Annotated in this window: 18 protein-coding genes and 1 pseudogene; 8 read left to right on the forward strand and 11 right to left on the reverse strand. The window is 69.4% G+C overall.

The window, feature by feature from the left end; genetic code table 11:
* Positions 1 to 740: 740 nt before the first annotated feature.
* On the reverse strand, positions 741 to 1,058 hold the full coding sequence (locus tag ACZOOI_RS45380) for a hypothetical protein (protein WP_465282665.1): 318 nt from the start codon (positions 1,056 to 1,058) through the stop codon (positions 741 to 743).
* A gap of 467 nt (positions 1,059 to 1,525) precedes the next feature.
* Here ACZOOI_RS45380 and ACZOOI_RS45385 point away from each other — a divergent pair, with 467 nt between their 5' ends.
* A complete protein-coding gene (locus tag ACZOOI_RS45385; protein ID WP_465282666.1) occupies positions 1,526 to 1,921 on the forward strand; it encodes a TY-Chap domain-containing protein in 396 nt (131 codons plus the stop codon).
* 917 nt (positions 1,922 to 2,838) lie between these two features.
* On the opposite strand, the gene ACZOOI_RS45390 is transcribed toward ACZOOI_RS45385, so the two are convergent.
* Both ACZOOI_RS45390 and ACZOOI_RS45395 read right to left on the reverse strand, forming a co-directional pair.
* Positions 2,839 to 3,297, reverse strand: coding sequence for a hypothetical protein (locus tag ACZOOI_RS45390; RefSeq protein WP_465282667.1), 459 nt, complete (start codon positions 3,295 to 3,297; stop codon positions 2,839 to 2,841).
* A gap of 8 nt (positions 3,298 to 3,305) precedes the next feature.
* Positions 3,306 to 4,613, reverse strand: a complete 1,308-nt coding sequence (locus tag ACZOOI_RS45395; protein ID WP_465282668.1) for a hypothetical protein — start codon at positions 4,611 to 4,613, stop codon at positions 3,306 to 3,308.
* Positions 4,614 to 4,794: 181 nt separating this feature from the next.
* Between ACZOOI_RS45395 and ACZOOI_RS45400 the strand changes: the two genes are divergently transcribed.
* Positions 4,795 to 5,190 (forward strand): hypothetical protein, encoded by a 396-nt coding sequence (locus tag ACZOOI_RS45400; RefSeq protein ID WP_465278675.1) that lies wholly within the window; start codon positions 4,795 to 4,797, stop codon positions 5,188 to 5,190.
* On the opposite strand, the gene istB is transcribed toward ACZOOI_RS45400, so the two are convergent.
* From istB to ACZOOI_RS45415, 3 genes are all read right to left on the reverse strand, one after another.
* On the reverse strand, positions 5,191 to 5,982 hold the full coding sequence (gene istB, locus ACZOOI_RS45405; RefSeq protein ID WP_465278674.1) for an IS21-like element helper ATPase IstB: 792 nt from the start codon (positions 5,980 to 5,982) through the stop codon (positions 5,191 to 5,193).
* Entirely contained in the window at positions 5,979 to 7,616 is a 1,638-nt protein-coding gene (istA, locus tag ACZOOI_RS45410; RefSeq protein ID WP_465282669.1) for an IS21 family transposase, read from the reverse strand. Before istA ends, istB begins: the two co-directional genes overlap by 4 nt.
* 143 nt (positions 7,617 to 7,759) lie before the next feature.
* A complete protein-coding gene (locus ACZOOI_RS45415) occupies positions 7,760 to 8,554 on the reverse strand; it encodes a hypothetical protein (RefSeq protein WP_465282670.1) in 795 nt (264 codons plus the stop codon).
* Positions 8,555 to 9,238: 684 nt separating this feature from the next.
* Here ACZOOI_RS45415 and ACZOOI_RS45420 point away from each other — a divergent pair.
* The 3 genes from ACZOOI_RS45420 to ACZOOI_RS45430 all read left to right on the forward strand — a co-directional run bounded on the left by ACZOOI_RS45420 (position 9,239) and on the right by ACZOOI_RS45430 (position 12,049).
* A complete protein-coding gene (locus ACZOOI_RS45420; RefSeq protein ID WP_465282671.1) occupies positions 9,239 to 10,018 on the forward strand; it encodes a hypothetical protein in 780 nt (259 codons plus the stop codon).
* A gap of 387 nt (positions 10,019 to 10,405) precedes the next feature.
* Positions 10,406 to 11,146, forward strand: coding sequence for a TIGR02391 family protein (locus tag ACZOOI_RS45425; RefSeq protein ID WP_465282672.1), 741 nt, complete (start codon positions 10,406 to 10,408; stop codon positions 11,144 to 11,146).
* A 657-nt stretch (positions 11,147 to 11,803) separates the two neighbouring features.
* Positions 11,804 to 12,049, forward strand: a complete 246-nt coding sequence (locus ACZOOI_RS45430; protein WP_465282673.1) for a hypothetical protein — start codon at positions 11,804 to 11,806, stop codon at positions 12,047 to 12,049.
* A 75-nt stretch (positions 12,050 to 12,124) separates the two neighbouring features.
* On the opposite strand, the gene ACZOOI_RS45435 is transcribed toward ACZOOI_RS45430, so the two are convergent.
* On the reverse strand, positions 12,125 to 12,310 hold the full coding sequence (locus tag ACZOOI_RS45435; protein WP_465282674.1) for a hypothetical protein: 186 nt from the start codon (positions 12,308 to 12,310) through the stop codon (positions 12,125 to 12,127).
* Between the two features lie 268 nt (positions 12,311 to 12,578).
* On the opposite strand from ACZOOI_RS45435, the gene ACZOOI_RS45440 reads away from it, so the two are divergent.
* Both ACZOOI_RS45440 and ACZOOI_RS45445 read left to right on the forward strand, forming a co-directional pair.
* Positions 12,579 to 14,771: an outer membrane protein assembly factor BamB family protein gene (locus ACZOOI_RS45440; RefSeq protein WP_465282675.1), complete on the forward strand. Its 2,193-nt coding sequence runs from the start codon at positions 12,579 to 12,581 to the stop codon at positions 14,769 to 14,771.
* Between the two features lie 1,077 nt (positions 14,772 to 15,848).
* Positions 15,849 to 16,973 (forward strand): methyltransferase domain-containing protein, encoded by a 1,125-nt coding sequence (locus ACZOOI_RS45445; protein ID WP_465282676.1) that lies wholly within the window; start codon positions 15,849 to 15,851, stop codon positions 16,971 to 16,973.
* A gap of 665 nt (positions 16,974 to 17,638) precedes the next feature.
* Here ACZOOI_RS45445 and ACZOOI_RS45450 read toward each other — a convergent pair.
* The 3 genes from ACZOOI_RS45450 to ACZOOI_RS45460 form a co-directional block, all read right to left on the reverse strand.
* Positions 17,639 to 18,844, reverse strand: a complete 1,206-nt coding sequence (locus ACZOOI_RS45450) for a tetratricopeptide repeat protein (protein ID WP_465282677.1) — start codon at positions 18,842 to 18,844, stop codon at positions 17,639 to 17,641.
* Between the two features lie 206 nt (positions 18,845 to 19,050).
* Positions 19,051 to 19,293, reverse strand: coding sequence for a hypothetical protein (locus ACZOOI_RS45455; RefSeq protein WP_465282678.1), 243 nt, complete (start codon positions 19,291 to 19,293; stop codon positions 19,051 to 19,053).
* A 256-nt stretch (positions 19,294 to 19,549) separates the two neighbouring features.
* A complete protein-coding gene (locus ACZOOI_RS45460; protein WP_465282679.1) occupies positions 19,550 to 19,714 on the reverse strand; it encodes a hypothetical protein in 165 nt (54 codons plus the stop codon).
* Between the two features lie 120 nt (positions 19,715 to 19,834).
* Between ACZOOI_RS45460 and ACZOOI_RS45465 the strand changes: the two genes are divergently transcribed.
* The gene (locus ACZOOI_RS45465) at positions 19,835 to 21,280 is read left to right on the forward strand and encodes a hypothetical protein (protein WP_465282680.1); all 1,446 of its coding nucleotides are present in this window, start codon (positions 19,835 to 19,837) and stop codon (positions 21,278 to 21,280) included.
* A 167-nt stretch (positions 21,281 to 21,447) separates the two neighbouring features.
* Here the strand turns inward: ACZOOI_RS45465 and ACZOOI_RS45470 are convergent.
* A pseudogene (locus ACZOOI_RS45470) lies at positions 21,448 to 22,982 on the reverse strand (ISL3 family transposase).
* Positions 22,983 to 23,118 lie beyond the last annotated feature (136 nt).

Below are 23,118 nucleotides of genomic sequence, written 5' to 3' on the forward strand. Positions count from 1 at the left end.
AGCACCGGAAGTGGAGCGGGTGTAGGGAGTGCTGCGTCGGGTTCGGTGGAGTCGACAGCGACCGAACCTCCGAGAAAGGTTCCCTCCCCGGCCGGCCGAAGGCGTAGCGGGCGGGTGCGGGTATACCGCCGGGGGTCGAGTCGCGGACGGACCTGCCGCGCAGGGTGCAGCCGCAAAGTCGAACGAGCGCGGGACGACCGCGCGGGCGACGGACCGTAGTGTCGTCTTCTCCGAGGCCGACACCCGGCAACCCGGGTACCGCGGCCTCGTCGACACCCGAGAGGGAGATTCCCATGCGCGCACGCACGTTACTCGTCACAGCGGCGGCAGCCGTCGCGATCGCGATGCCGTCGACGCCGGTCATGGCCGCACCCACGGCCGACGCACCGCCGGCGGCGGCGTTGAGCGGGCCGAAGTGTCACACGAATTGGCAGACGTCCACATCCGCCAACCTCTGGTGCGACGGCCACGGTCCGGCCCGCTACGGCGCCAGCATCCAGTGCAAGAAGGGGTCCATGGTCAAGCAACTGAACTACAACAATGGACCCTGGCTCGGCGACCGACGCGGGATCAGCATGTACTGCCCCGGAGGCGGCTACAAGCGTGTCAAGCAGTGGGGTTGGTACGCCTGACGCGGGAGTCCGGCGAATCGCTCGGTCGGGGGGCGCCCCCGGTCGAGCGATTCGCGCCGGGCCACCACCGATTCGACGCGGCGCGCGTCGCCGATCACCGGTGCGGTATCACGGACGACCGGCGGCGCGACCGGCGGTGGCGAGGAGTTCGTAGACCGAGTCCGCGAAGTCCGGCAGCAGCCGCATTGCGATCGTCCACGCGTCCGGATCCTCGCCGAGGTGTGCGTCGACGAGCGTACGCAACGGCCCGGCGAGCGGCCGCAGTTTCCCCCGGCTCCGCTGCTCGTCGCCGAAGGCCGACAGCAGGAACGGGGCCGCCGCGGCATGCGTCAGCAGGTCGTCCGGCGTGAGCGTGCCCGCACGCAGGCACTGGGCGAGCGCCGGAAGCACGAGCGTCCATCCCGAGCCCTTGTGGTGGTCCCACATCCGGCTCGCGGCGGGCAGGAGCGCCAGGGCAGTCGGCCGGGTCAGCGCCGCGAGCAGCCGGGCGTACCGCTGCGGTTCGGCTCGAGGGGCCGTTGTCGGGCGGATGGACCTTCGCCCACCGAGGTCATGTCCACGGTTCGCCGCGTGAGGGCTGCTTCACCCTGTTGGAGTGCGAGTTGGCGCGTAGCGAGGACGAGGCCGTCCTTGGAGCGGTGTTCGAGGCGGGCAGGAGGGCGGTCGAGGCGCGTCGGGCCTGCGCCGATCCGGCGCGGGCCCGGGCCGGTGTTGCGTTGGCGCCGTGAGGAGACCCTTCTGGAGCTCGAGTGGGGCAGGGGAGCGGTGCGGTTGGCGCTGTTGGCGGCGGTGGTGGTCGAGAACCACGAGTACCAGGTCTCCAGGTGGAGCGAACGCGACGACGCGGTCGCCGAACTCGGCGTGTGGCAGGCTCTTGAACTCGGCCGCGCGGGATGGAGGACGTGTTCCTGCCGGGCGACCACCGGGCCCAGAGTTGGGAGGAGTTCGGCCGGGGGCTGGAGGAGACGCTGTCGGCGATGGTGGGGGACATGGGCCGACTGGACGACGAACTGGTCCTGGTGATGCGGCCGAGAACGGACCAGGACAACCCGAACGTGGTGCAGTTGATCTGCAGCGGTCGGCTGCTGCACCTGGAGGCGAGCACCGCGGTGCTGAGCCCGTCCACACTCGCCAGACTGGGCTGGCGGCCCGGCCCGAGGCCGAATTCCACATCCTCGATCTCCCGCACCCCCGGCCCCGGGACGCGGTGCCCGCGGCTCGGATGCTGGTGGCCACCCTGCGCGCGCAAAACGTGCAGTTGGACGATCTGCGCCACACGGCGTGGCTGAACAGGAGCGACTGCATGTTGATCCTGTACGGGCTGGGCCTTGAGACGCTCTGAGCGGTCCTGACGTCGGCCCCAGCTCGCAATGGAGCCGAACCGGCGCGGCGGGCGCGGCGGTTCCCGCGGCGCTTCTCGGTTTCCGATGCCATCGCAGACCGGGCCCGATCAGCTGACTCACGCCGGGGCCGAACTTGACGACGTCCACCCATTCGACGCCCCCGACGTTGCCCGGTTCGACGCCCACCAGAAGATACGCGTGTCCTTCGACATAGGGCGAGGCGTCGTCCGGCATCCGGTTCGCGAACGACAGGATCGCCCGCGCGATGTGGCAGATCCCCTCCTTGCTGCCCAGCGTCAGGGTCGATTTGGTCTCCAGCCAGGTGGACTCCTCCAACTCGCCGTCACGAACCGCCAGGACCAGCTCCAACAAACCGTCGTTGGTCGAGGGACGACACCGCAACGTCGAAGCTCATACCCCGCGCCCGTTCCACGAGAGAATCCGATGCCGACAGCATGGCCGAACTCGAACCGAAGTGCCGGCACTATTGCCGACGACCGCGGCTCGGATGCCAGCCCCGACCACACCCCGGATGACCGGGCCGTAAGCGGCTGACGTTGCGCGAACACGCCCTCGGAGTGGCTGCCGGGCCCGCCACGCGTGCGGTGGGATCGCGTACCGATGCACCGGCCGATCGGTCGCGCCACCGCCACCCCCGGCCCCGGGCGGTCACCCGGGCCGAAACCGCGGAGGACCGCGTCGAAATCGGTTGGTCGGTACCATGGTCGACTGCTATCACCGACGCGAAGGCAGCGTCATGCTTGGGCACCGGCGGCGCAGGAAACCGGGTGGATCTCATGCTCGGTGTGGGGAGGGGCATCACGCGGGGCGACGCCAACTGATGCCCCTCCCCTGTTTGTTCGTCAGCGGGTCCGTGGGATCCACGGGTCACGACTGGGCACGGCCGGCAAACGTTCGTTGTCCTGCGGGTCCAGTGCCCGACCGACTCTGCCCTCGGTACGCCGGACCGCTTCTGTGGCAAGCACGTCCGGTGTCCGGATCAGGGCCACACGGGCCCATGTGGCCCGCCGGAGCGGTTTCTCCTTCAGGTGTGCGAGCAGGCGCTCGCCGAGCGCGGGGGTTCGGCGGCGGATGCTGCCCACGTAGCGCACCGTGCCGTCGGGTTCGCACACGATGTACACGCCGCTGCGTACGTCCGTCCACCGGCGGCGGGCGGTGACTTCGCTCATCGGGGCCATGACGGGTCGAGACCATCCCATGACCACGCCCAGTGGATTGACGTCGGTGGGAGCGTCGAGGGTGGGGACTTCGATGCGCACGAGGATTTGGACGTGCTCGGCCAGGTGTTCGCCGAACTTCACCGGAGGTCTCACTCGTCGGTGTCCGTGCCGAGGTTGTCGATTCCGTCGTCGTCGAGGTGACGGGACTGGTTCATCGTCTCGTGGCGGATCACGCCGGATAGGAGATCCCTGTGGAGCTTCTCAAGGTCTTCCACGATGTTGTGCGGATCGGCCCATCCTCGTGCCAGAACGTGCGGCCGGGTCGCCTTGTCGTCGCGGTGCGCCCAGATTCTCTCCACCACGGCCTTGACGGCCGCGACGTGTTCGCGCAGGACGTCCGTGTCCGTGGCGACTCTCGTCGCCGCGGTCGGGTCGGGAATCGCCTTTCGTGGGACGGACGCGATGTCCAAGAGGTCGGTGTCGGACACGGCCTTGGCGGTCTCGACGTGGTCGGGCTCGTCCGGGGAGTCTGTCCGGGGCGGGCGTTCGTGCGCGTTTCGGCCGGGTTCGAGCAGGTGCACCGGGCGCTGGGCGCGGCCGTCGTATACGGCTTGGCCGAGTTGCTCCAGTCCGTGGTCCCTGGTCGCCAATTGACGTAGGAGCTCGCCCGGTTCGCCGGCGTTGCCCTTGCCGGCGCCGTGGCTGCTGCGTCGCAGCAGCGGTGCGTTGAGGGTGGGGCTCCAGATCAGGTGGGCGGCACCTCGGACTGCGACTTGTGCGACGGCGTGCCCGATCGGTGGGGTGGTACCCCGTGCGCGGGCGTCCTCTCGCGCCTTGAGTTCGGTGCGGGCGTCAGTCAGGATCTCGTCGAACGGGCGGGGGTCGACGGTGAGGTCGCGAATCTCGGCCCAGCGGCAGATGCGTTCGAAGGCCGATCTGCGGGCGTCGCGGGTCCCGTCGTCGGGCAGGATGCGCGCGACGACCTGTGCGGCGACTTCGGAGCGCGCGTGCGTACGGCGCGCGCCGATCACCCCTCGGGTTTTCAAGGCGGCGCCTATGACGTTGTCGGTACGTGTTCCGGGATTGTGCAAGAGGGTCGCGAGTGCAAGCACCGCGATGTCGTCCATGTGGGCGGTTCCCGCCGAGATAGCCGTTGCCGGTTGGTCGAGGAGCTCCCGAACCTGTTCGGGTGAGCTGCCCGGAAGTTTGGCGAGGAGGTTCTTGGCCTGGAGGGCGTCCAGGACGGCTTCGGCGCGTGTCTCGCCTTCCGCGTCCGGGCTGAAGGGCGTGGGGCGATCGAGGTGTTGCAGGGATACCAGACGACGGCGGACCTCCGGCATGGGCACCCGCTGGCCGACGGTCAGCACGAGCGTGGTGTTGGGCATGACCGCCCGCAGGAGGAGACGTTCTTCGCGGGGCGTGGTGCGGGAGTTCTCCGCGATGATTTTGCCGCACACGGACAACAGGGCGTTGCGCCGCTCTTGAAGCGTGGCTATGACGTCTTGAGTTGGCCCCGGCGGGACGCCTTGAATCGGCCCCACCCGGGGATGATTCCGGGGTTGGTGACGTCTTGAAGTGGCCCCGGGTGTTGGCTTGACGTGGCTCCGGGGTCGCTCGGTTCGGTGGGATGATCGGCCCGTGACAGCTGTCCTCCCGCGAACGATCCGGGCGATCGGGACCCCTGAACTGCTCCGCTTGGAAGGCGAGGCCGCCGATTACGGGTTCAGCCAGAGGTTGTCGGTCGACTGGCTGCGGCGGCACGTCCCCGAAGACGCCGTGCACCACCTGTATCCGATGTTCGAACACCGCCTGGAACATCGGCCCGCGGTCTCCCCGCAGTGGCGGTGCCAACTGCTGTTGTCGGTGCGGACCGGCGAACAGATCTTGAGTCTGCTCGATGTTCGACCGGCCGCCTTCGAGGAACTCCCCGAGACGCTGGACGCGCCGGCCAAGACCGAGATCGCGGCCCGGATGGACCGCGCGTCGTCGGTGCGCGAGTGGATGGGGAAGCGGAACCGACCGCCGAACGGGTGACTACGCCGAAGCGTTCGCCTGCATCCGGGCTTTGGTGTGGGCGAGTCGATAGGATTCGGTGCCCGTCTCGATGATCGTGCCGTTGAACGTGAGCCGGTCCACGATCGCCGCGCACAAACGCGGGTCCGTGAACGTTTTCGTCCAGCCTCCAAACGATTCATTGGATGCGATGGCGACGCTGTTCTTCTCCTCCCGCTCGGTCAATACCTGGAAGAGCATCTCGGCACCCCTGCGGTCCAGTTCGAGATAGCCGAGTTCGTCGATGCACAAAAGATCGACGCGTCCGTAACGGGCGATTGTCTTGGTCAACTGCTTCTCGTCTGCCGCTTCCACGAGTTCGTTCACGAGTTTGGCGGCGAGCGCGTAACGAACCCGGTATCCGGCCATCGCCGCGGCCGTTCCCAGTGCAATCAACAGGTGCGACTTTCCCGTGCCGGAGTCGCCGATCAGACACAGCGGTTCGCCTTTGCGGATCCACTCGCAGGTGGCGAGGTTGTTCACCAACGCCGGTGGGATGTTGGGGTTGGCGGAGTATTCGAAATCGGTCAGCCACTTCTGCCTGGGGAAACCCGCCGCGCGGATCCGCCGCTCGGACCGGCGGCGGTCGCGGTCCTCGCACTCGGCCATCAACAGCTCGGCGAGGAACCCCCGGTAGGACAGATGCTCGCGTTCCGCGCGCGAGACGGTGGCCTCGAACTGGCTGCGGATCGTGGGCAGACGCAGGACGCGGCAGGCGGTGTCGATCGCGGCGTTCGAGGCCGGTTCGGTCAGGCTGTGGTGCGGGATCGTCATGACGAGTCCTTCCGGTTGAGCCGCAGTAACTGGTCCCAGTCGTTCAGAGCGGGCGGCGGGCGGACGTCGCCGGGAAGCTGCGCGACCCGCCGCATCGTCAGGCTGGTCACCCGTTTCTGCGGGTCCGGGGCGACCGGCGGCGGGGCCGCGCGAGGGGATTCGGCGGCGACCGTCGGCGACCTGTTGCGGCTCTCGGCCGCCTTGCGGGCCTCCAGCGCGACGACGTCCGGGGTGTGGGAACCCACCGCCAAGGCCGCCCGGATGCCGTCGACGACGTCCTGATGGTGCATGTGTCGGTGCAGCAGGAGAACGTTGACCAGGGCTTTTGTGCCTTCCCCGTCGCCGTGCGCGGATTTGGCGGCCGCCCACAAAGCCTCGTGGGCGGTGGTGAAGGAACCTTCCTTGCGGGCCTGGTCCAAGGCTTCGGAACCGGCCAGCGCGCCGGGCTTGCGCAGCAGCACCTCCAGGTAGTGGTCCAGGACGAGGCGTTCCCCGCCGCGACCGGTCAATCGGGAGTGTCGTGCGATCTCGACGCGCCCGTCGTAGGCGACCAGGTCGGTGGAGCGCAGCACCACCCGGACCTTGCGGCCGATGAAACGGGCCGGGACCGAGTACCGGCACATCCGCACGGTGATCAGCGCGTAGCGGTCGACCCGGGGTGTGAGGACGAGGCCGGTCTCGAAGGCGTCGTCGGGAAGGCTCATCAGCAGGCCGGACTCGTGGAGGAAGTCTTGGCCGATCGTGCGGATGCGCAACCCGATCCGCCGGTTCTCCTCGATCGCCTCGAACTCGCGGATGCGGACGTTGAGTTCCTCCAGCGAGGTGACTTTCGGAACGGGAGTGAGGTAGTTGCGGCGAAAGTAGCCGACCTGTCCCTCCACTCCGCCCTTTTCGTGGGCGCCGCGCAGACCCGGCTCGCAATAGAAAGGAGTGAATCCGTAATGCCGGTGGAACGCCGACCATCGGGGGTTCTCGTCCCGGGAACGGCTGTGGAAGACCACTCTCTTCACCGCCGGGGTGAGATTGTCGTAGCGAATCTGACCACCGGGCACCCCGCCGAGAACCGACAAGGCGTGGACGTGTCCTTCGAGGAATGCCTCCTGGCCGCACGAGACGGTGATTCTGTGAACCGCTTTGCCCGAGTAGGCCATGCGGAACGCGAAGAGAAAACACTTGGTGAGCGTCCCGTCGAGATCGACCCACAGCTCGCCGAAATCGACTTCCGCGTCCGCACCCGGGCGGTTGTGTCGGACGACGAATCCCTCGGCCGGCGCCCCCGCTTCCGCCGCGATCTCCGGGCGCCGGGCCGTCACGTAGTCACGGACCGTCGGATACGAGATCCGGGCGTCGAGCTCCTGCTCGAGTCGGGCCACGATCCGCCTGGTCGTGTGGCGTTGCTTGCGCGGCGCGTCCAGATCCGCGCGCAACCAGTCGTCGATGGTCTTCTTGAACGGGTCCAACCGGGGAGATCTGCGGACCGGACGCTTGCGTGGCTTGGGCACCGGCGACGACAACGCCTCACGGACGAGACGGCGATGGACGCCATGCCTGCGGGCCAACGCCCGCACCGACAAACCGTCCCGCCACGAGTCGTGACGTATGCGCGAGAAGAGCTCTTCCTTCGACAAGGACATGGCGGCGTCCCCCAAGCCGGTGAAACACAGTCAGCGTCCCACCGCAAGACCCCTCCCGGGGCCACTTCAAGCCGACACCACCCCCGAACACTCCAACGCGCCCCCCGGGTGGGGCCGATTCAAGGCGTCCCGCCGGGGCCAACTCAAGACGTCATAGCCAGAAGCGGGTGTTCCTTGAGCTCACCGGGTTTGGTCGGTACCTGCGTCAACCAGTCCAGGACTTGTCGCGCGTCGATGCGTTCGGCCTTCTGTACGAAATACAGGCGTCCGTAGCAGTCTGCGGTCTCCCATCCTCCGATGCGGGGACGCTCCGGGAGGGCGATCTCCAGCGGGAAGAGGATTCCGCCGACGCGGATACCGTTCGCGGCGATGTCGTCGCCGTACTTGTTGTCCTCGTCGACGCATGCGTCGACGAGCTCGAGTTGGGTGAACAGGTACGCGGCGGCGTCTTCGAGCGAGGTTGCGCCGGAAGGACCGGCTTGCGTCGACAAGTCCAGGCTCAGGGCGGCGTTGCGTGCCGCCGCGACGTACAGGGGCATCGTGAACTCGCCGGTGTAGCGGAGGCCACGCATCCGTAGGTTCTCCGGTGCGCGGATGATCGACGCGGTGAGAACGTCGAGTTTGAGGACCACGCCCGCAACACCGGGGGCGACGACCTCGTGGCGCCGCTGTTTGAGTTGTTGGATCATGACCTGGGGGTCGGCGGCGAGCCATGCGGTGGTGGCGGCGACATGTTCGGACAGGCCGAGTTCCCCGCACAGCGTGCGGATGGTCTTGAATTGCAGCCACGTCAGCGGGCGGACCTGTCGGGCTCGTACTTCGAGTTCGCACGCGCGGTCTGTGACGCCCGGGCCCAGGTCCTCATCCTGGTCAACGGCGGCCGACGGAGGTAAAGGCCCAGTCTGTTCGGGGAAGCAAAGCTGCGCTTGGTCGGTCATGGACGCCCTCGGCGTTTCGGGCGTGCCGAAGCGGCACGCCGCTGGCGTGCGATCAACGCGAGGGACATCCGTGACGGACGTGTGGACCTCGGCGTTTCCGGCCGGATGATTCGGTGGTTCCGGACCTGACGGACGGAGCGCGCGGTGCGGTCGAGCGTTCGGCAGCCACAGCGGTGCGGGGGCTGCCGTTCGGCAGCCGCAGCGGTGCTGTGCTGGTCTCGCCGGAACGTGATTGGCTTTCACGACGGGCGCGTACGACGTTCCCAGCGAACTATCGCCGACCGGAAGCTAGCACTTACATTCGGTGACGGTCCCGGGAATTGGGGAACTGCCGTCCTGGAAGCACGAACCCTTCTACGGGACACCATCCTGCGCTGGCTCGTGACCTCCCACGCTCTCGGCAGCGACATCGTGCCGCGCCTACCCACGACGATGACCCCGGGCCCGGACCGCACAACCTTCGTCGAGACCCCCCTGCGGAACTTCTTCAATGCGACACCTCCCGCCCGACGGCCCTCGGACGCCTGATGCGCGTCATGGTTCGCCGCAGGCGCGCCACATCGATCTGACAAGGCATCGTGAGCCCCGGACGACGACAACCCCGTGACCGATTCGGGCCGAGTACGCACAGCACCGGTATTCGGATGCGTGCGCCCGCCGCCGTGGCCTAGCGTGGCATTCGCGATGACGACGACAACGAAGCCCGATACCGAGGGCAAGTTCGCTTTCCTGAAACCACTGTTCGACGCGGTCTCGGCGCACCACGGCCCCGACGCCTACATCCCACTCCCCGAGCCGGCCCCACGCTCCAGCCTCGCGGCCGACGACCGGCCCCTGGGCGGCTGGACGGCGAGCACCTTGATCCGCAACTCCTTCGCCGCGGGCCTGTCCCACGTGGACGCCCTCGCCCGGCAGATCACCGTGGCCCGCGTGATCGACCCCCACAGCCCGTGGACGCTCCTGCGCGGCGCGTTGGAGAACTTCGCCACCTCGACCTGGCTCCTCGCCGGCACCGGACGCGACGAACGCCGCGCCCGCGCCCTGGCATCCTGGGCCCAGGACATGCACAACCGCGGCCAGTACGAGGACGACACCGGCCACACCCCCACCGGCCCCGACGCCAGGATGGGTACACAGCGACGCGACGAAATCCACGCCCTCGCCACGACATTGGGCCTTGCACCGTTGCCGCGCCCCGAGGTCAGGAAGATCATCGAATCCGCCGCCTCCGAGACCGGCCTCGACCCCGCAGCGGTGCGCGCGGCCTGGCGCGTTGGCTCCGGATTCGCCCACGGCCGCCACTGGCCCCTCGTACGCGTCGGAGCCCCCGTCGGCGCGATCGCCAACAACAACGGCCACATGGTCGCCCTGGTCCTCGACGAGGAACACCTCGCCAACCTGACAAACCCCGTCCTGACCCTGCTGAACCACAGCCGCACGCGCTACACCGTGCGCGCCACCTGACGACGAAGCGACTTCCGGACTGGAAGAGCACCTCGGTCACGCCCGGGAAGACCCTGGAATTCGTCCGATGGTGACGCCTTCGCCCCCGACGCCCGGCCGGTAGACAGACCCAACGAACGCCGCTCCCGCTACGTCCCGCCGTCGGTGTCGGTGCCCCCATCGGTGAACCCACGAACTGCTCCAGGGTGTGGTCGTGGCGTCGGGCGTGGTCGATCGCGTCGGATGCGGGACGCGGTCCCGGCGCGGTTCAGCGCGTGTTCGACGGCGCCGGCGAGAGCCCAGGCGGAGCTGCCGGGGCGGCCGAGGCCGCACAGCCACGTCCCGGCCCGGGCCCCGGCCTGACCGTCGGCCCGTCCTTGCTCCGGTACGAAGCCGTACCGTGAACGCATGAACTTCAGCTATATCCCACCGGTCCCGGCAGAGCAGATTCGTCAACTACCCACAAGAGACGTCGCGCTGTCGCTCCTGCGACACCTCGCCGAAGGCACCAGCCGCCACGTGCAGTTCGCCGGACTGATCGGCTCGGCCCGTCAGGCGTTCGAGGGCGAACCGGACGTGGGCGCGCTGGTGGACGGACTGGCCGACGCCTGGACGTGGTTGGAATCGCGTGCCCTGCTCGCGCGCGACCCCACACAGTCCGAGGCTTTTCGACGGATATCGACGGAGGGCAGAGCCCTGGCCAAGGCCCCGGACGGCCTGGCGCGATTCCAGGCACGCGAACGCCTCTCCGGCCCGCTGCATCCGCGTCTCGAAGGGACCGTACGCACCAACTTCGACCTGGGCGACTACGAGACGGCGTGCTTCGCCGCGACGAAGGCGGTGGAGGTCGCAGTCCGGGAAGCATCCGGCCTGGACCACTCCCTGGTCGGAGTGCGGCTGATGCGCGCCGCGTTCCAACCGCACCAGAACGGCAAGCCCGGCGGCCCGCTCGCCGACGCCGACGCGGAAGTCGGAGAACAGGAGGCCGCCTCGGCGCTGTTCGCCGGCGCCATGGGCGCCTACAAGAACCCCGCCAGCCACCGCACTGTCGACTTCGACGACCCGATCGAAGCCGCCGAGATCATCCAGTTCGCGAACCTGCTGCTCCGTCAGGTCGACCGCGCCGCGCAGCGCCGATCCCGGCCGTAGAGGACCGTCCATCCGACAGGTCGCAGGAGGCCCCGACCGGAAGCGGCGGCTACGACGACCCATCGCCGGGCCGGGGTCGTCAGCTCCCCAGGCCAAGTCGGCGGCGACACGAGGAGGAAACGCTCCGGCCGGGGCACCTTTTCGCGTGAACGTCTCAGAATTCGCCACCGCCACGCCGGGCCCCGATGCCGGCCCGCCCTCGGGGTGACGCCCGATCCGCCGCCGGGGCGAGTGCTCGTCTCGGAACCGTCAGCCCGGCCCGACGGCCCCGGAGTGGCCGGGTGTCCGTCGTCGTCGTGTCGCGTGGGATCCGCCCGGTTGCGACGCTCGCGTACCCGGCGAGTGTGGCCCGGGGACGCGTCCCGACCGGCCGGCCCGGGTGTCCCGGGTCGGCGGTCGTGTCGTCGTCCGCGTGTGGGGGTCAGGAGTCGGATTCGCACGCCGCGTACACGGTCGCCTTCCACGCGAGGTTGATGCCGCAGCCCTCGGCGGAGCCTTCTCGTTGCTCAGGACCCCGCAGGAGGCCGCGATCCATCCGTTGCCGTGGTCGGTGGGGCGGGACTTCCACAGGTACACGTCCATGTCGCCGGTCCCGCCGCCGGTGAGGTGGTGGCCGGAGGGGCATCGGACCGTGGCCTCGGCGGGACGCTCGCCTCCGTGGTGGTGACGATCCTGACGGTCGGGGCCTTCGCGTCGGCCGGTGCCGACATCGCGATCCCGGCGGCGGCCACGGCACCCGTCGCGCCGAGAAGCGAGGTCGACGCCCCGGGGCCATCGGTGGTGGCCGACGCCCCCGAAGCATCCGGCAGGACCGCGATCGTGCCCAGCCCGTCCCGGCCGTGGGACGCCGACGGGCGCGTGGGGCTCGGTCGCCGTGCCGAACGGCTCGCGGGCCGCTCGTGACGCTCGCGCCGTTCGCCCGGACGTGTGTCCCGCCCCTGGCGCGGGAGCGACGCGGGACACACAAGGTCGCGGGTTCTACTCGACGACAGCGCGTACGACGTCGACGGTCTCGGTCGTCAGGTGGCGGCCGGTCTCCTGGCCGACGCCCACCAGGATCGCGAGCGCGAGGGTGGCGACGGCGGTGCGGACCCGGCGGCGCCGGCGGGACGGCGTGGTCGTGGATGCGTCGGTGTCGCGGGCGTGCGGGTGTGAGCGGGGCATGGTCGTCTCCCGGAGCGAAGAGGGGTGATGGTCGTCGTGACCGGCGAATCCCACGATCCCGGCCCCGGACCGGGCCCGAAGACGGTTCGATGATGTCCGGGGAACGTCACCGGGTCGTTCCGGGAACAACCCGGGCCTGCTCCCTGGGGGCGACGAGCGGGTGGGGGGACGTGGGCGGGTGGGGGACGTGGGCGGGAGAGGGACGGGCAGGCGGCCGGGGCGGTCTTGGGGCGAACCCAGGGGTTCGAGTAGGGAGATCAACGACCTGGTGCGGACGCTGCGCACGTGGATCGAGCAGGCGGGGCTCACCGTGGGGCGTCTGCACGCCGCGCTGACCCCGGAACACTTCCCCCGCGAACACCCCGACGCCGAACCCGTCGAGGTACCTTCCCTGAAGGTGCTGCGCACTCGCCTCAACGGCGAGGGCCTCACCTGGGACCTCGTCGTCGCCGTCGTCGACTCCTGCTCCGGCGACGTCTCCACCCACCGGTCGAGGCTGGACCACGCCCGAACCCTGTGGACCGCCGCCCACACCCGCCCCACCCCCGTCCACACGGCCTACCCAACCCCGGTCCCACCGCCCGCGCCGGCATCCGCCGCAGCGCAGATGACGCGGACGGACGACGATCGCGAACGCCTGATCACCGCGCTGGAGCAGGTCAACGAACTCCGCAGGGCACTCGACGAGAGCCACCAGGCCCAGGCCCACGCCGAGAAGGTCGCCCTCGTGCTGTACTTCCTCGTCGAGCACCTGCGTCGCCGACTCGCCGACCTGACCCGTGAACGCGTCCTCGCGGTCACGGATCCCCCGGTCGACCCAGACCGCCTGGCCGGACTCGACCACGCCATCGACCGCACCCGCACCGACGGCGACACCGCCCTGGACCACCTCACCCGAGCCCGAAACGCCCGCAACCGGGCCCGAGATGTCGCCGAGCGCGCCGCCCGGGCGCTGGCCCTACGCGAACACGAGCTCGCCCAACTGCGCGCCCACACCGAACACCCTCACCACGTCACCCCCACGCCCGTCTCGCCCCACGTCGATACCCACGCAGACGCGGCGATTGTCCTGGGCCGGGTCCACGCGCTCCTCGATGAGTGCCTCACCCTCGTCGACACCGCCGACCGTCGCCTCACTCCCCGCCCCGAACACCCCATCCCACCTCCCACCGACCCCGCCAAACCCGCCCCGAGGCCGCAGACCCGCCGCAGCCTGCTGCGCCTGGGCGTGCGGGTCGCGGCGACCGTCGCCCTGCCGGGTGCTGCGGCGGCGGCCGATTTCGCGGGGGCGGGTCTCACGGTGACCGGGACTCGTTTCCGATGGCGCCAGCCGGTGGGCGCCCGCGTCGTGGGAGTGACGGCAGGGAGCGGAGCGGTGCATGTGGTCGACGACGAGGGCGCGCGTTCATTCACCATCGGCGGTGAACCGCGATGGTGGCGGCCCGTGCCCGGCGCGCACACGGTGGTGGCAGCCGACGACGAGACCCTGTACATCGAGACACGGGGGGCGCTGGTCGCGTTCGACACCCGGACCGGCGCCGAGCGATGGTCAAAGCCCGGGGGACTGATGGGCATGACGGTCCACGACGGAGTCGTTTACGGGGGCTTCGGTTCGGATTGGGCCGTCCGCGCCTTCGACGCCGCGCGAGGTACGGAACGATGGTCCTCGCCCGCGCGCTACCCGACCGTCCACCTCGCTGTCGGCCATAGGATGGTGTGTGTCGTCGACCTCCGCACCCTGACCTGCCTCGAAGCGGACACCGGCCGCGAGCGCTGGACGGCCGTGAACGACGTTCAACCCGGCTTCGGCACCCCCTTCGTGACAGCGGACCACGTGATCGCCGCCTGCGCAGACAACCGCATCTACGTCTTCGACGCCCATACCGGTCGGCAACTGTCGAACGGGTTCGCTCACGCCCTCGACCCCGAATCTGTCCCCGTGGCGGCCGGCGGCTTCCTCTACTTCCTCGCGAAGGGTGGGGGCCTGTGGAGGACACCCCTGGATCCGCCCGGGCCCCCGGGAACGTCGATTGTCTTGGGACCCGCCGGAAAGTCGCGCAACCGCCTGGCGGGAGTGTCCCCTACCGTGGTCGAGGGCGTGGTGTGCGGGATCGACCACGAAGGGTGGCTGTACCTGGTACACCCATCATCCGCAACCGCATCGTCGGGTCCTCGTGTCGACGAAGCGGGGCCGCCGATCCCGTCCGGGAAGACGGTGTACGTCGGCGCAGTGGAGATCGTGCCCGGGAAGAGGGTGTACGTCGGCGAAGCGGGGCCGCCGATCGTGTCCGGAAAGACGGTGTACGTCGGCCAGGGTCCCTGGGTGCGGGCGTTCGACCTCTGGACCGGTGCGCGGCGATGGCACGCGGGCATTCGGGGCGCCGCGGCGAAAATGACGGCGGTCGCCGACGGAACGGCGTATACGGTGATCGGGCGGCACCTGTACGCGTTCGACGCCTGATCTCCCGGCGGTGACGTCACGTGAATGCTCACAGTGCGCGGGGAGCGGTTCAGGATATCCGTGGGGAGGTTCGCGGCGACGACCGCGAGTTCCCGGGTCCTGGGGTGCCAACTCACGACCGCGACGTCGAACACGTCCACGCCGCGAGTATCGATGAGGACGCTGCCCTCGGTCGGGTCCGCGTGGATCAGGCCGGGCAGCAGCGCACGGCGGTCGATCTTGTCGGCTACGCGTGAATCCACCTGCGAACACGGCCGGTAACGGTGCACAGCCGAGGGGCCGAAGCGGACACCATCCGCAAATTGGCCGACGGCGGATCCCGGCGATCCTGCACTGGTACACCGGCCCACGACACCTCGACGACGCCCTCGACGCTGGCATGTACTTCTCCGTGAACACAGCCATGACCTCCAGGTCAAAGGCCGAACGCTCATGCAAGCGCTGCCACCGGCTCGAGTCCTTCTGAAAACGGACGGGCCATTCGCACGCCACACCTCTCGACCCAGTCGCCCCTCCGATCTCCCGGAGGTGGTCGCCCAACTGGCAGCGCTGTGGGACCGGACACCGCAGGAGGCGCAATCTCGATCATTGCCACACAGGCGGACCTTCTCGATACGACCGAGAACTGAGAGACGAGTCCTGTGTCCTTGCGCTGCGCCGGGCCCGGCACAATCGTTCGCGCTCTGGGATGGTCATGTTCCCCGCTGCGCCCAGGTGTTCGGGGGCGGGAAGGGCGGCAGCCGGGCCGTGTTTCGTGGCCTTCGGTGGGGTGCGGAGCGACTCTCGGGACGGCCGTGGTGGGTCTGTGACGGCTGGATGGGGAACGTCGCGGTTTCGTTGACGTGCGTGGTTCGTTCCTCCTACGCTCCGACGTGTAGCGTCTCGGTCACTGGAGGTGGCGCAATGCCTGGAGATCACGGTGGTGATCCTGCGCCGATTCTGGAGCCGCCGACGAATCCGCGTCCGAGTCCGTCCCCGACGCCGAGTCCGGATGGGGATCGCCCGCCGGGGCCGGGTCGTCGCCGTAAGGACGACTGAGCGGTGGAACCGGCGTCGATTGCGGACCTGTTGGTGTCGATGGACCGTATGCCGGCGGGGTGGGAGCGGGCGTTTCGCGACGTGGACCGCGCGCTGTTCGTCCCGGATCGGGTGTGGCCGTTCACCTACGACGGCCAACACGGCGCCGTGGACCGCGCGCTGGACCCCGTCGCGTGGGAGGAGGCGGTGCGGGGGAACACCGCGTTGGTGACCCAGTGGGACGACGGCCGCCACACCGGGCCCGCCCCGGGCCTGGTGGCGTCGTCGTCGGCGTCGATGCCCTCCGCCGTCGCCGACATGCTCATGGACCTGGACATCCACGGCGGCGAACGCGTCCTCGACATCGGCACCGGAACCGGCTACACGTCCGCCCTGCTGGCGGCCCGCGGCTGCGCGGTGACGACCGTTGAGGTCGACGAGCACCTCGCCGACCGGGCCCGGAAAAACCTCGTCCGCGCCGGCTACCCGCACGTCACCGTGATCACCGGCGACGGTGCCCACGGCCACCCCGCAGGCGCCCCCTACGACCGGATCCACGTGACCGCCGGAGTCCGACACATCCCCGCCGGCTGGCTCGAACAGGCCGCCCCCGGCGCGATCCTCCTGCTCCCCTGGGGGACCGACTACAGCCCCCACGACGCGGCACTGCGCCTGGTCGTGGAGGGGCCGGCGCGGGCGTGTGGTCCGTTCACGATGGCGTTGTCGTTCATGAAGCTGCGGGCGCAACGTGCGGTGCCGCCGAGGATCGATGTTCCCGAGGGGTGGCCGGACACCGCGCGTGCCGGTGGCACCGAGCTGTCGTTGGCGGATGTGGTCGGTGGTCCTTACGATCCGGTCGCCTTCGTGATCGGTCTGCGGGTTCCCGGGTGCGTGCCCGTACTCGTTCCCGGCGAGGGCGCCGGTGAGGGCACGCTGTGGTTGACGGCCGGTGGCGCGGCTGCGTCGGTGGCCGCGGCGGGCTTTGCCCGGGGCCGTCGGGCGAACGTCCTTCAGGCGGGGCCGCGTTCGTTGTGGAGCGAGGTCGAGGATGCCTACCGGTGGTGGGACGGGGTGGGTCGTCCGGAGGTGTTCGACTTCGGCCTGACGGTGACCGTCGGCGCGGGCGAGGTGCACCAGGTCCCGTGGTACGACAGGCCCGATCACGAGATCCCCGAACGCTCCTGACCGGGCCCTCGTCCCGTCGCGCCAGTCGTGCCGCGGGGTGGGTCCGGCGGCCGGTGCGCCGAACGCGGGGCGTGGTTGCCGGCGTTCGCTACCGCGAGGAGCGGGGTTGTGCCGGTGGCGGTGAGTAGTTGGCCTTTGGTTCCTGCTCGGTTTTCCTGTCGGGTTTCCTTACGCCTTTTGGCTCGGTTTCCGGTTGGATGTGTCGTCTCCGCGGGGTTGCTGTAGGTCCTTCATCCCTACGAGTCCCAGCGGGCCGCCGGTTGGTGCCTGCTGCAGGGAGAAACCATCCCTGCTCGGAGGGGTCTCGTGACCGCTGCCTCGAGCAACACAGCTGGTGCATCACTTGAACAGGAGGAACCCGGCCCTGCTCGGCCTCACGTTCAGGGAAAGCATTCGGTTGCCTGGGTCGATCCACAGGACGAGACGTGCAACCGGTGGAACACCGCCTACACGCAGGCACACTCGTCGAGGAACTCGGCGATGCGGCGCTGCGCCGACACCTCGATGGAGACGACGGCCGACCGCGACGAGCTCGCAGTGGCCCCCGGCCCGTCCAAGGCGGCACCGACTCGGCAACGGCCCCGTCCAGGCGCTGGGACACCCGGAGATGCCGTGTCCGGCCGATGGCCCGACGTCGGAGCGCGGGGCCGGGGGCGCGGGAGTCGTCAGTCCTCGGGGTCCTCGTCGGTGAGCTGGCGGCGGATCCTGCGGGCTTCGTCGAAGCGCCCGAGGGCATCGAGCAGATCTGCGTGTGTCTCCCGTGCGGATCGTAGGCGTGCGGCGAATGCCTCCGGCAGTTCCAGGGCCAGGCGGCGATAGACGTCGACGGCTTCCTCGATCGCGGCCAAGCCCTCGTCCGGCCGGCCCAGCGTGCCGTATTCGACCGCCACGTTGCTCAACGCCGTGGCGAGGTCGGCTTCGTGTGCGGCGGGGTTCGCGATTGCGAGACGGCGGCGGATCTTGACGGCTTCCTCGATCGCGGCCAGTCCCTCGATGCGCCGGCCCATCTCCCCGAGCCGGATCGACAGGCTGTTCAACGCCATGGCGAGATCGGCCAGATGTGCGGCGGGGTTCGCCTGCGCCAGGCGGCGGTGGATCTTGACGGCTTCCTCGATCGCGGCCAGGCTCTCGCTGCGCCGGCCCAACCCGCCGTACCAGGCCGCCAGGTTGTTCAACGCCATGGCGAGATCGGCCAGATGCGCGGCGGGGTTCGCCTGCGCGAGGCGGCGGTAGACCCCAACGACTTCATCGATCGCGGCCGGACCCTCGCTGCGCCGGCCCCGCGCGCCGTAATCGACCGACACGTTGTTCGATGTCGTGGCGAGCTCCGGGTGTGCGGCGGGGTTCGCCGTTGCGAGGCGGCGGTAGATCTCGACGGCTTCGTCGATCGCGGCCAGGCTCTCATCGCGCCGGCCGACCTCCCCGTACCGGATCGCCAGGCTGTCCAACGCCGTGGCGAGGTCGGCGTGATGCGCGACGGGGTTCGCGGTTGCGAGGCGGCGGTAGACCTCGACGGCTTCCGTGATTGCGGCAAAGCCCTCGTCCGGCCGGTCCACTTCCTCGTACCGCACCGACAGGTTGCTCAACGCCGTGGCGAGGTCGGCTTCGTGTGCGGCGGGGTTCGCGGTTGCGAGGCGGCGGCGGATCTTGACGGCTTCCTCGATGGCGGCCAGGCTCTCATCGCGCTGGCCGACCTCCCCGTACCGGATCGACAGGTTGTTCAACGAGTTGGCGAGGTCTGCCTCGTGTGCGGCGGGGTCTGCGGCCGCCAGGCGCCGTCGGATGGCGACCGCCTCCTGGATTGCGTCCAGTCCTTCGACGCGCTGGCTGCTCCGTCCCGGCTGTTTTGAAAGATCTTGTCGATCGATCATGTGTTGACCATTGGGTTTGCAGAATCCGGGATTTTGGATCCTGACCGTGTGGCCTGGGGTTTCGCTGTCTTGCTCGACGTGGCCTGGCCTGTGGCCTGTGGGTTTGTAGAACCTGGGACGGATGCTCGGTTCCGTTGGGAAAACCGGTGGAGTGAGGAGGACGGGGTCGCCTCGAGGGTGCCGATCTGGACCGGACGGCGGGCGGTTCATGCGAACGAGACCGATCGCATGCCCACCGCATCCCCGGCACGGTGAGCACCCGGACCCACTCGGCGGACCACGTCGACGCCGAGTCCGATGTGGTGCGCCGCGCCGTCGATCCCGACGGTCTCGACGTGTTCGCGCGGCACGACCGGACGCCCCTCCTTCTCCCGGTACGCCGCCGCCGCGGCCAGGGCCGGTATCCACAGCTCCGGGGCCGTCCGCAGCGCCGGCACTTCGACCACCACGACACCGACTCTGGCCACAGCTCCTGCTGCGCCCTCGCCTGCGTGGTTGAGGACGCTACGACGGCGCACGTTCGCCCGCTGCGCCCCGCGGGCTCGCACGGCGGCGACAACGGGCTTTCGTACCTGCGGGTAGCGCCGGGACAGCTGATCCGGGGGAGTGAAGCACTCGGTGCCTCCGCGCCGAACCGCCCTTCTTCGTCGCCCCGTTCGGGAAGGCCGGGCCGAAGGTTCGGCACGGGTCGTCCGGTCGGGTGTCTCACCAGGTGTCGGTGATCCGGCCGATGATCCAGTCGAGGACGGCCCGCGCGATGCCCGAGGCGGTGCCGGAGAGGATCGGCCCTCGCAGTCCTGAGGCGGTTCGAGGCGTCGACGCGGCGGGGTCGGTCTCTTGGGTCGAGTGGTGGGGGCGCCGGTGGTTCATCGTGTCTCCTTGCGGGTCGGTCCGGCCGATGCGGGCCGGGTGGTGGGACCAATCCGGGGAGTTCAGGGAGGGGTTCGGCGAGTGGCTGCGCGCGGCGAACGGCACATCTACGCTGGCGGGATGTCGGATGAGAAAGTGTCCGGGGCCGGGTTCGGGTCGCACGCGCCGAACGGTCGCGAGCTGCCCGTGACGCGTAGCGGCGCCGCCGTGGAGGCGTTCAAGACCGCTCTGCGTGTCCTGCGCGAGGACGCCGGAAATCCGTCCTATCAGAGCCTCATCGATGCCGGAGCGCGCCGTGAACCACGGGTGTCGCTGAGGAAGGCGTCGCTGAGCGAGTGGTTCCAGGCGGACCGACCGGTGGTCCCGGGCGACTCTCCGGTGTTTCGGTTCCTGGTGGAACGACTCCAAGAGCTCGCGGCCAAGAATCCGAATCGCAGGCCCTTGCCGGACCTCTTCGAGCTTCGGGCCGCCGCGGAGGCGCAACGCCGGCCCGGGCGAGGGCGTGGTGTACATGGTGGGTTCGTCGACGACGCGCCCGCTCTCCCCAGCAGACCGGTCGCGCCCCCGGTGTCGAGTTCCGCGTCCCCGGCCGGCGAGAGCGCCGGATCGCCCGCGTCCTTCCCGAAGGATGCGCCGCGGTCCTTCCCGTGGATCACGCGGGGCAGGGTGGGGATCGCCGCCGTCCTGGTGGGCACCGTGACCGGCCTCGCGGTGTTCCAGGACCACCCCGTGTTTCCGTGGGAGCGGAAACAGGCGACTCGACGTTCCGCCCAGGTCGAACCCGACATCCGCTACACGGTGCAATTCCAGGACCACGGTTGGCTTCTCGCCTTGCCCGTCGGCGTCGAGCCGACTCCGGAACAGCAGGCGTACATGCGTCGCTGGACACTGGGACCCCCGTACGACGACTCCTACACCTTCGACCGGCTGGCCGCCGAACTGCGAGTGGCCGGAGGAGCCGAGTTGGGGCGACTCACCTTGCGTGTCCCGCTGACGTCCGCACGGGGAGAGCCGATCGAGGTGGACGAGATCCGCCCGGTCGACATCCGACGCACCGCGCCCTACGCCGGGACCTTGGTGAACGTACCGCCTCAGGATTCCGGGACGACCCTGAAGATGATGTTCGATCTCGACGAGATCGAACCGCGCGCACGCGTGGCGGTCGAGGGCGACGACCTGCAGCCCCGTCCGGGGGGTCTCTTCTTCCAGGGCAAGACCCTGACACTCAACGATCGGGAAGACGTCCTGATGATCAGATCCATCACCACGACGCACGCCGTGTCGTTCGACATTCGCATCGACTACCGCATCCGGAACAAGCCGGGACATCTCCTGGTGACCAACAACGGCCGCCTCTTCGCCGTCACACCCATGAACTGCCTCCGTGGGGCGAAGGCGAAGCCGACTCCCGCAGCCGCCACCGAGGCAAGGAACCCGGCTCTGCCACCCGTTCCCATCGAGGTGACCCGCGGCCCGGCCGCGTACCGGCGCGCCTGGGAGTTGTCCGACTCGCGCCTCGTCGAAGCCGCCGACCCGGGACACGTGGAATCCGACGCGTGTGCCTGATCCACGGCACGGCTCACTGCCCGACGAACCCGACACTGCCTTTCCATGTACCGGAGTTCGCGGTCACAGCTCGATACCCGGGCGCCGGCCTCGCGCCCGGCTCCCGTATTCCGGGGACTGTAAAACTAACGGCTCTGGATCACATCCGGTGGTAGCGGTGTGCGACGTCAGTCGAGCAGGATCCGGTGGCGGAGGAGGCTGAAGCCGGCGCGTGCGTGCATCTGCCGCATGATGCGTTTGGTCCGTGTGTTGACGCCCTCGGTGCGGCCGTTGTGGTGGGGCAGGGTGAGCCCGGCGTCGACTGCGGGGCGGTCGAGCTCGAGGCCGTTGGCGAAGGCGTGCAGATGGGGCAGGTCGGACGCGCGGACGGCGGTGATCCAGGCGGTGAGCTTGGTGTCGTTGCCGGCGGATGGTGCGAGGAGTTCACCGAACTGACCGATAAGGCAGGAGAGTTCGGTCATCTCCGAGCAGGATGCGGTGAGCTCCCGTAAGAGCTCGGCGTCCTTGTCCCGAAGGTTATCGGGGCGGGTGAGGAGGAGGCGGGCCAAGCGCCTGGGGGTGATGACGGGCCGGTCGCCTTCGGCCCGACCTTGGGTGAGGTAGCGGTAGAGGAGATTGAGACTGCCGGTGTAGCCCTGTTCCTGGATCTCGCGGTAGAGCTGGAGGACGGGGGCTGCGGGGTCGTCGGCCCGGCGGGTGCGCAGGTGGTCGCGGAACGGGTCGACGAGGGTGGGCCGGTAGCGCTGTGCCCGCCGCAGGGCTTCCGGTTCGCGGATGCGCGCATAGCGTTTGACGGTGTTCAGTGTCGGGTTCAGTCGGCGGGCGCACTCGAGCAGGCCGACGCCTTTGCCGATCAAGTCGTGGATCCGATGCCATCGTTCGCGAGTGGTCTGCTCGTGTGCTCCGCCAGGGCGGGGTGGGTTGACGGTGGCCCAGCAGGCGCTGTGCGATCGCACCTCGGCGAGTGTCTTGCCGCATAGGTTGCTCCACAGGTGCCACCGATCGCTGACCTGCACCGCGTCGGGAAGCGCGCGGCGAATCGCCTCGGCGTAGGCGCCGGAGCCGTCCCGGCAGACGACCTCGACGCCGGGGTGCCGGCGGAGCCAGGCTTCGAGCGCGTCCACGCCGCGGCCGGGCAGGACGTCGATCCGCGCGCCGGTCTCCGCGTCCGTCAGGATGGTTGCGTACCGGCTCGGCGCCTGAGCGCGAAGTCGTCGACACCCAAGACCTGTGGAACGTGCAGCGGCGGCAGCGGAAGCCGCAGCAGCATCCGCAGCGCGGTCGACCGCGATATCGCCGTTCCCAAAGCCCGGGACAAGCGGGCACCCGCCCTCCCCGCCAACTCGCGGACCACGCAGCCGAGTTGTCTCGTCAACCGCGTCGTCCGACGGCAGTAGCGCTCGAGCAGGCCGGGTACTTGCTCACGGAACGTGCGACGCGGACAGCCCAACCGAGGACAGGCCAGACGCCGCATCCGTACCGACAGCACGACCGGACGACCATCCTCCGGTACATCCGTCACTCTGCGTTCGTGGAAGGCGTGCACCCGGCCACTCAGACACCCGCATGCCGGACACGACACCGGTGAATCGGCAGTCCGCGCCCGGACCCGGATCACCCCCTCACTGTCCGCCACGTCAATGACAACCAGCGGCGAAAGCCCCGAAAACACCACACCCGCAAGCTCATTCGCACTCAGCACCCGAACATGATCGGGGACTGACGCTCCGCTACCACCGGATGTGATCCAGAGCCGTTCGATTTACAGACCCACAGCGTCAGGTACTGAGGTCGTGCGGTGTCGCGGTGAGCCGAATCGGGTTCGAAGGTGTGGCGGT

The sequence above is a fragment of the Embleya sp. L77 genome, from assembly GCF_055557415.1.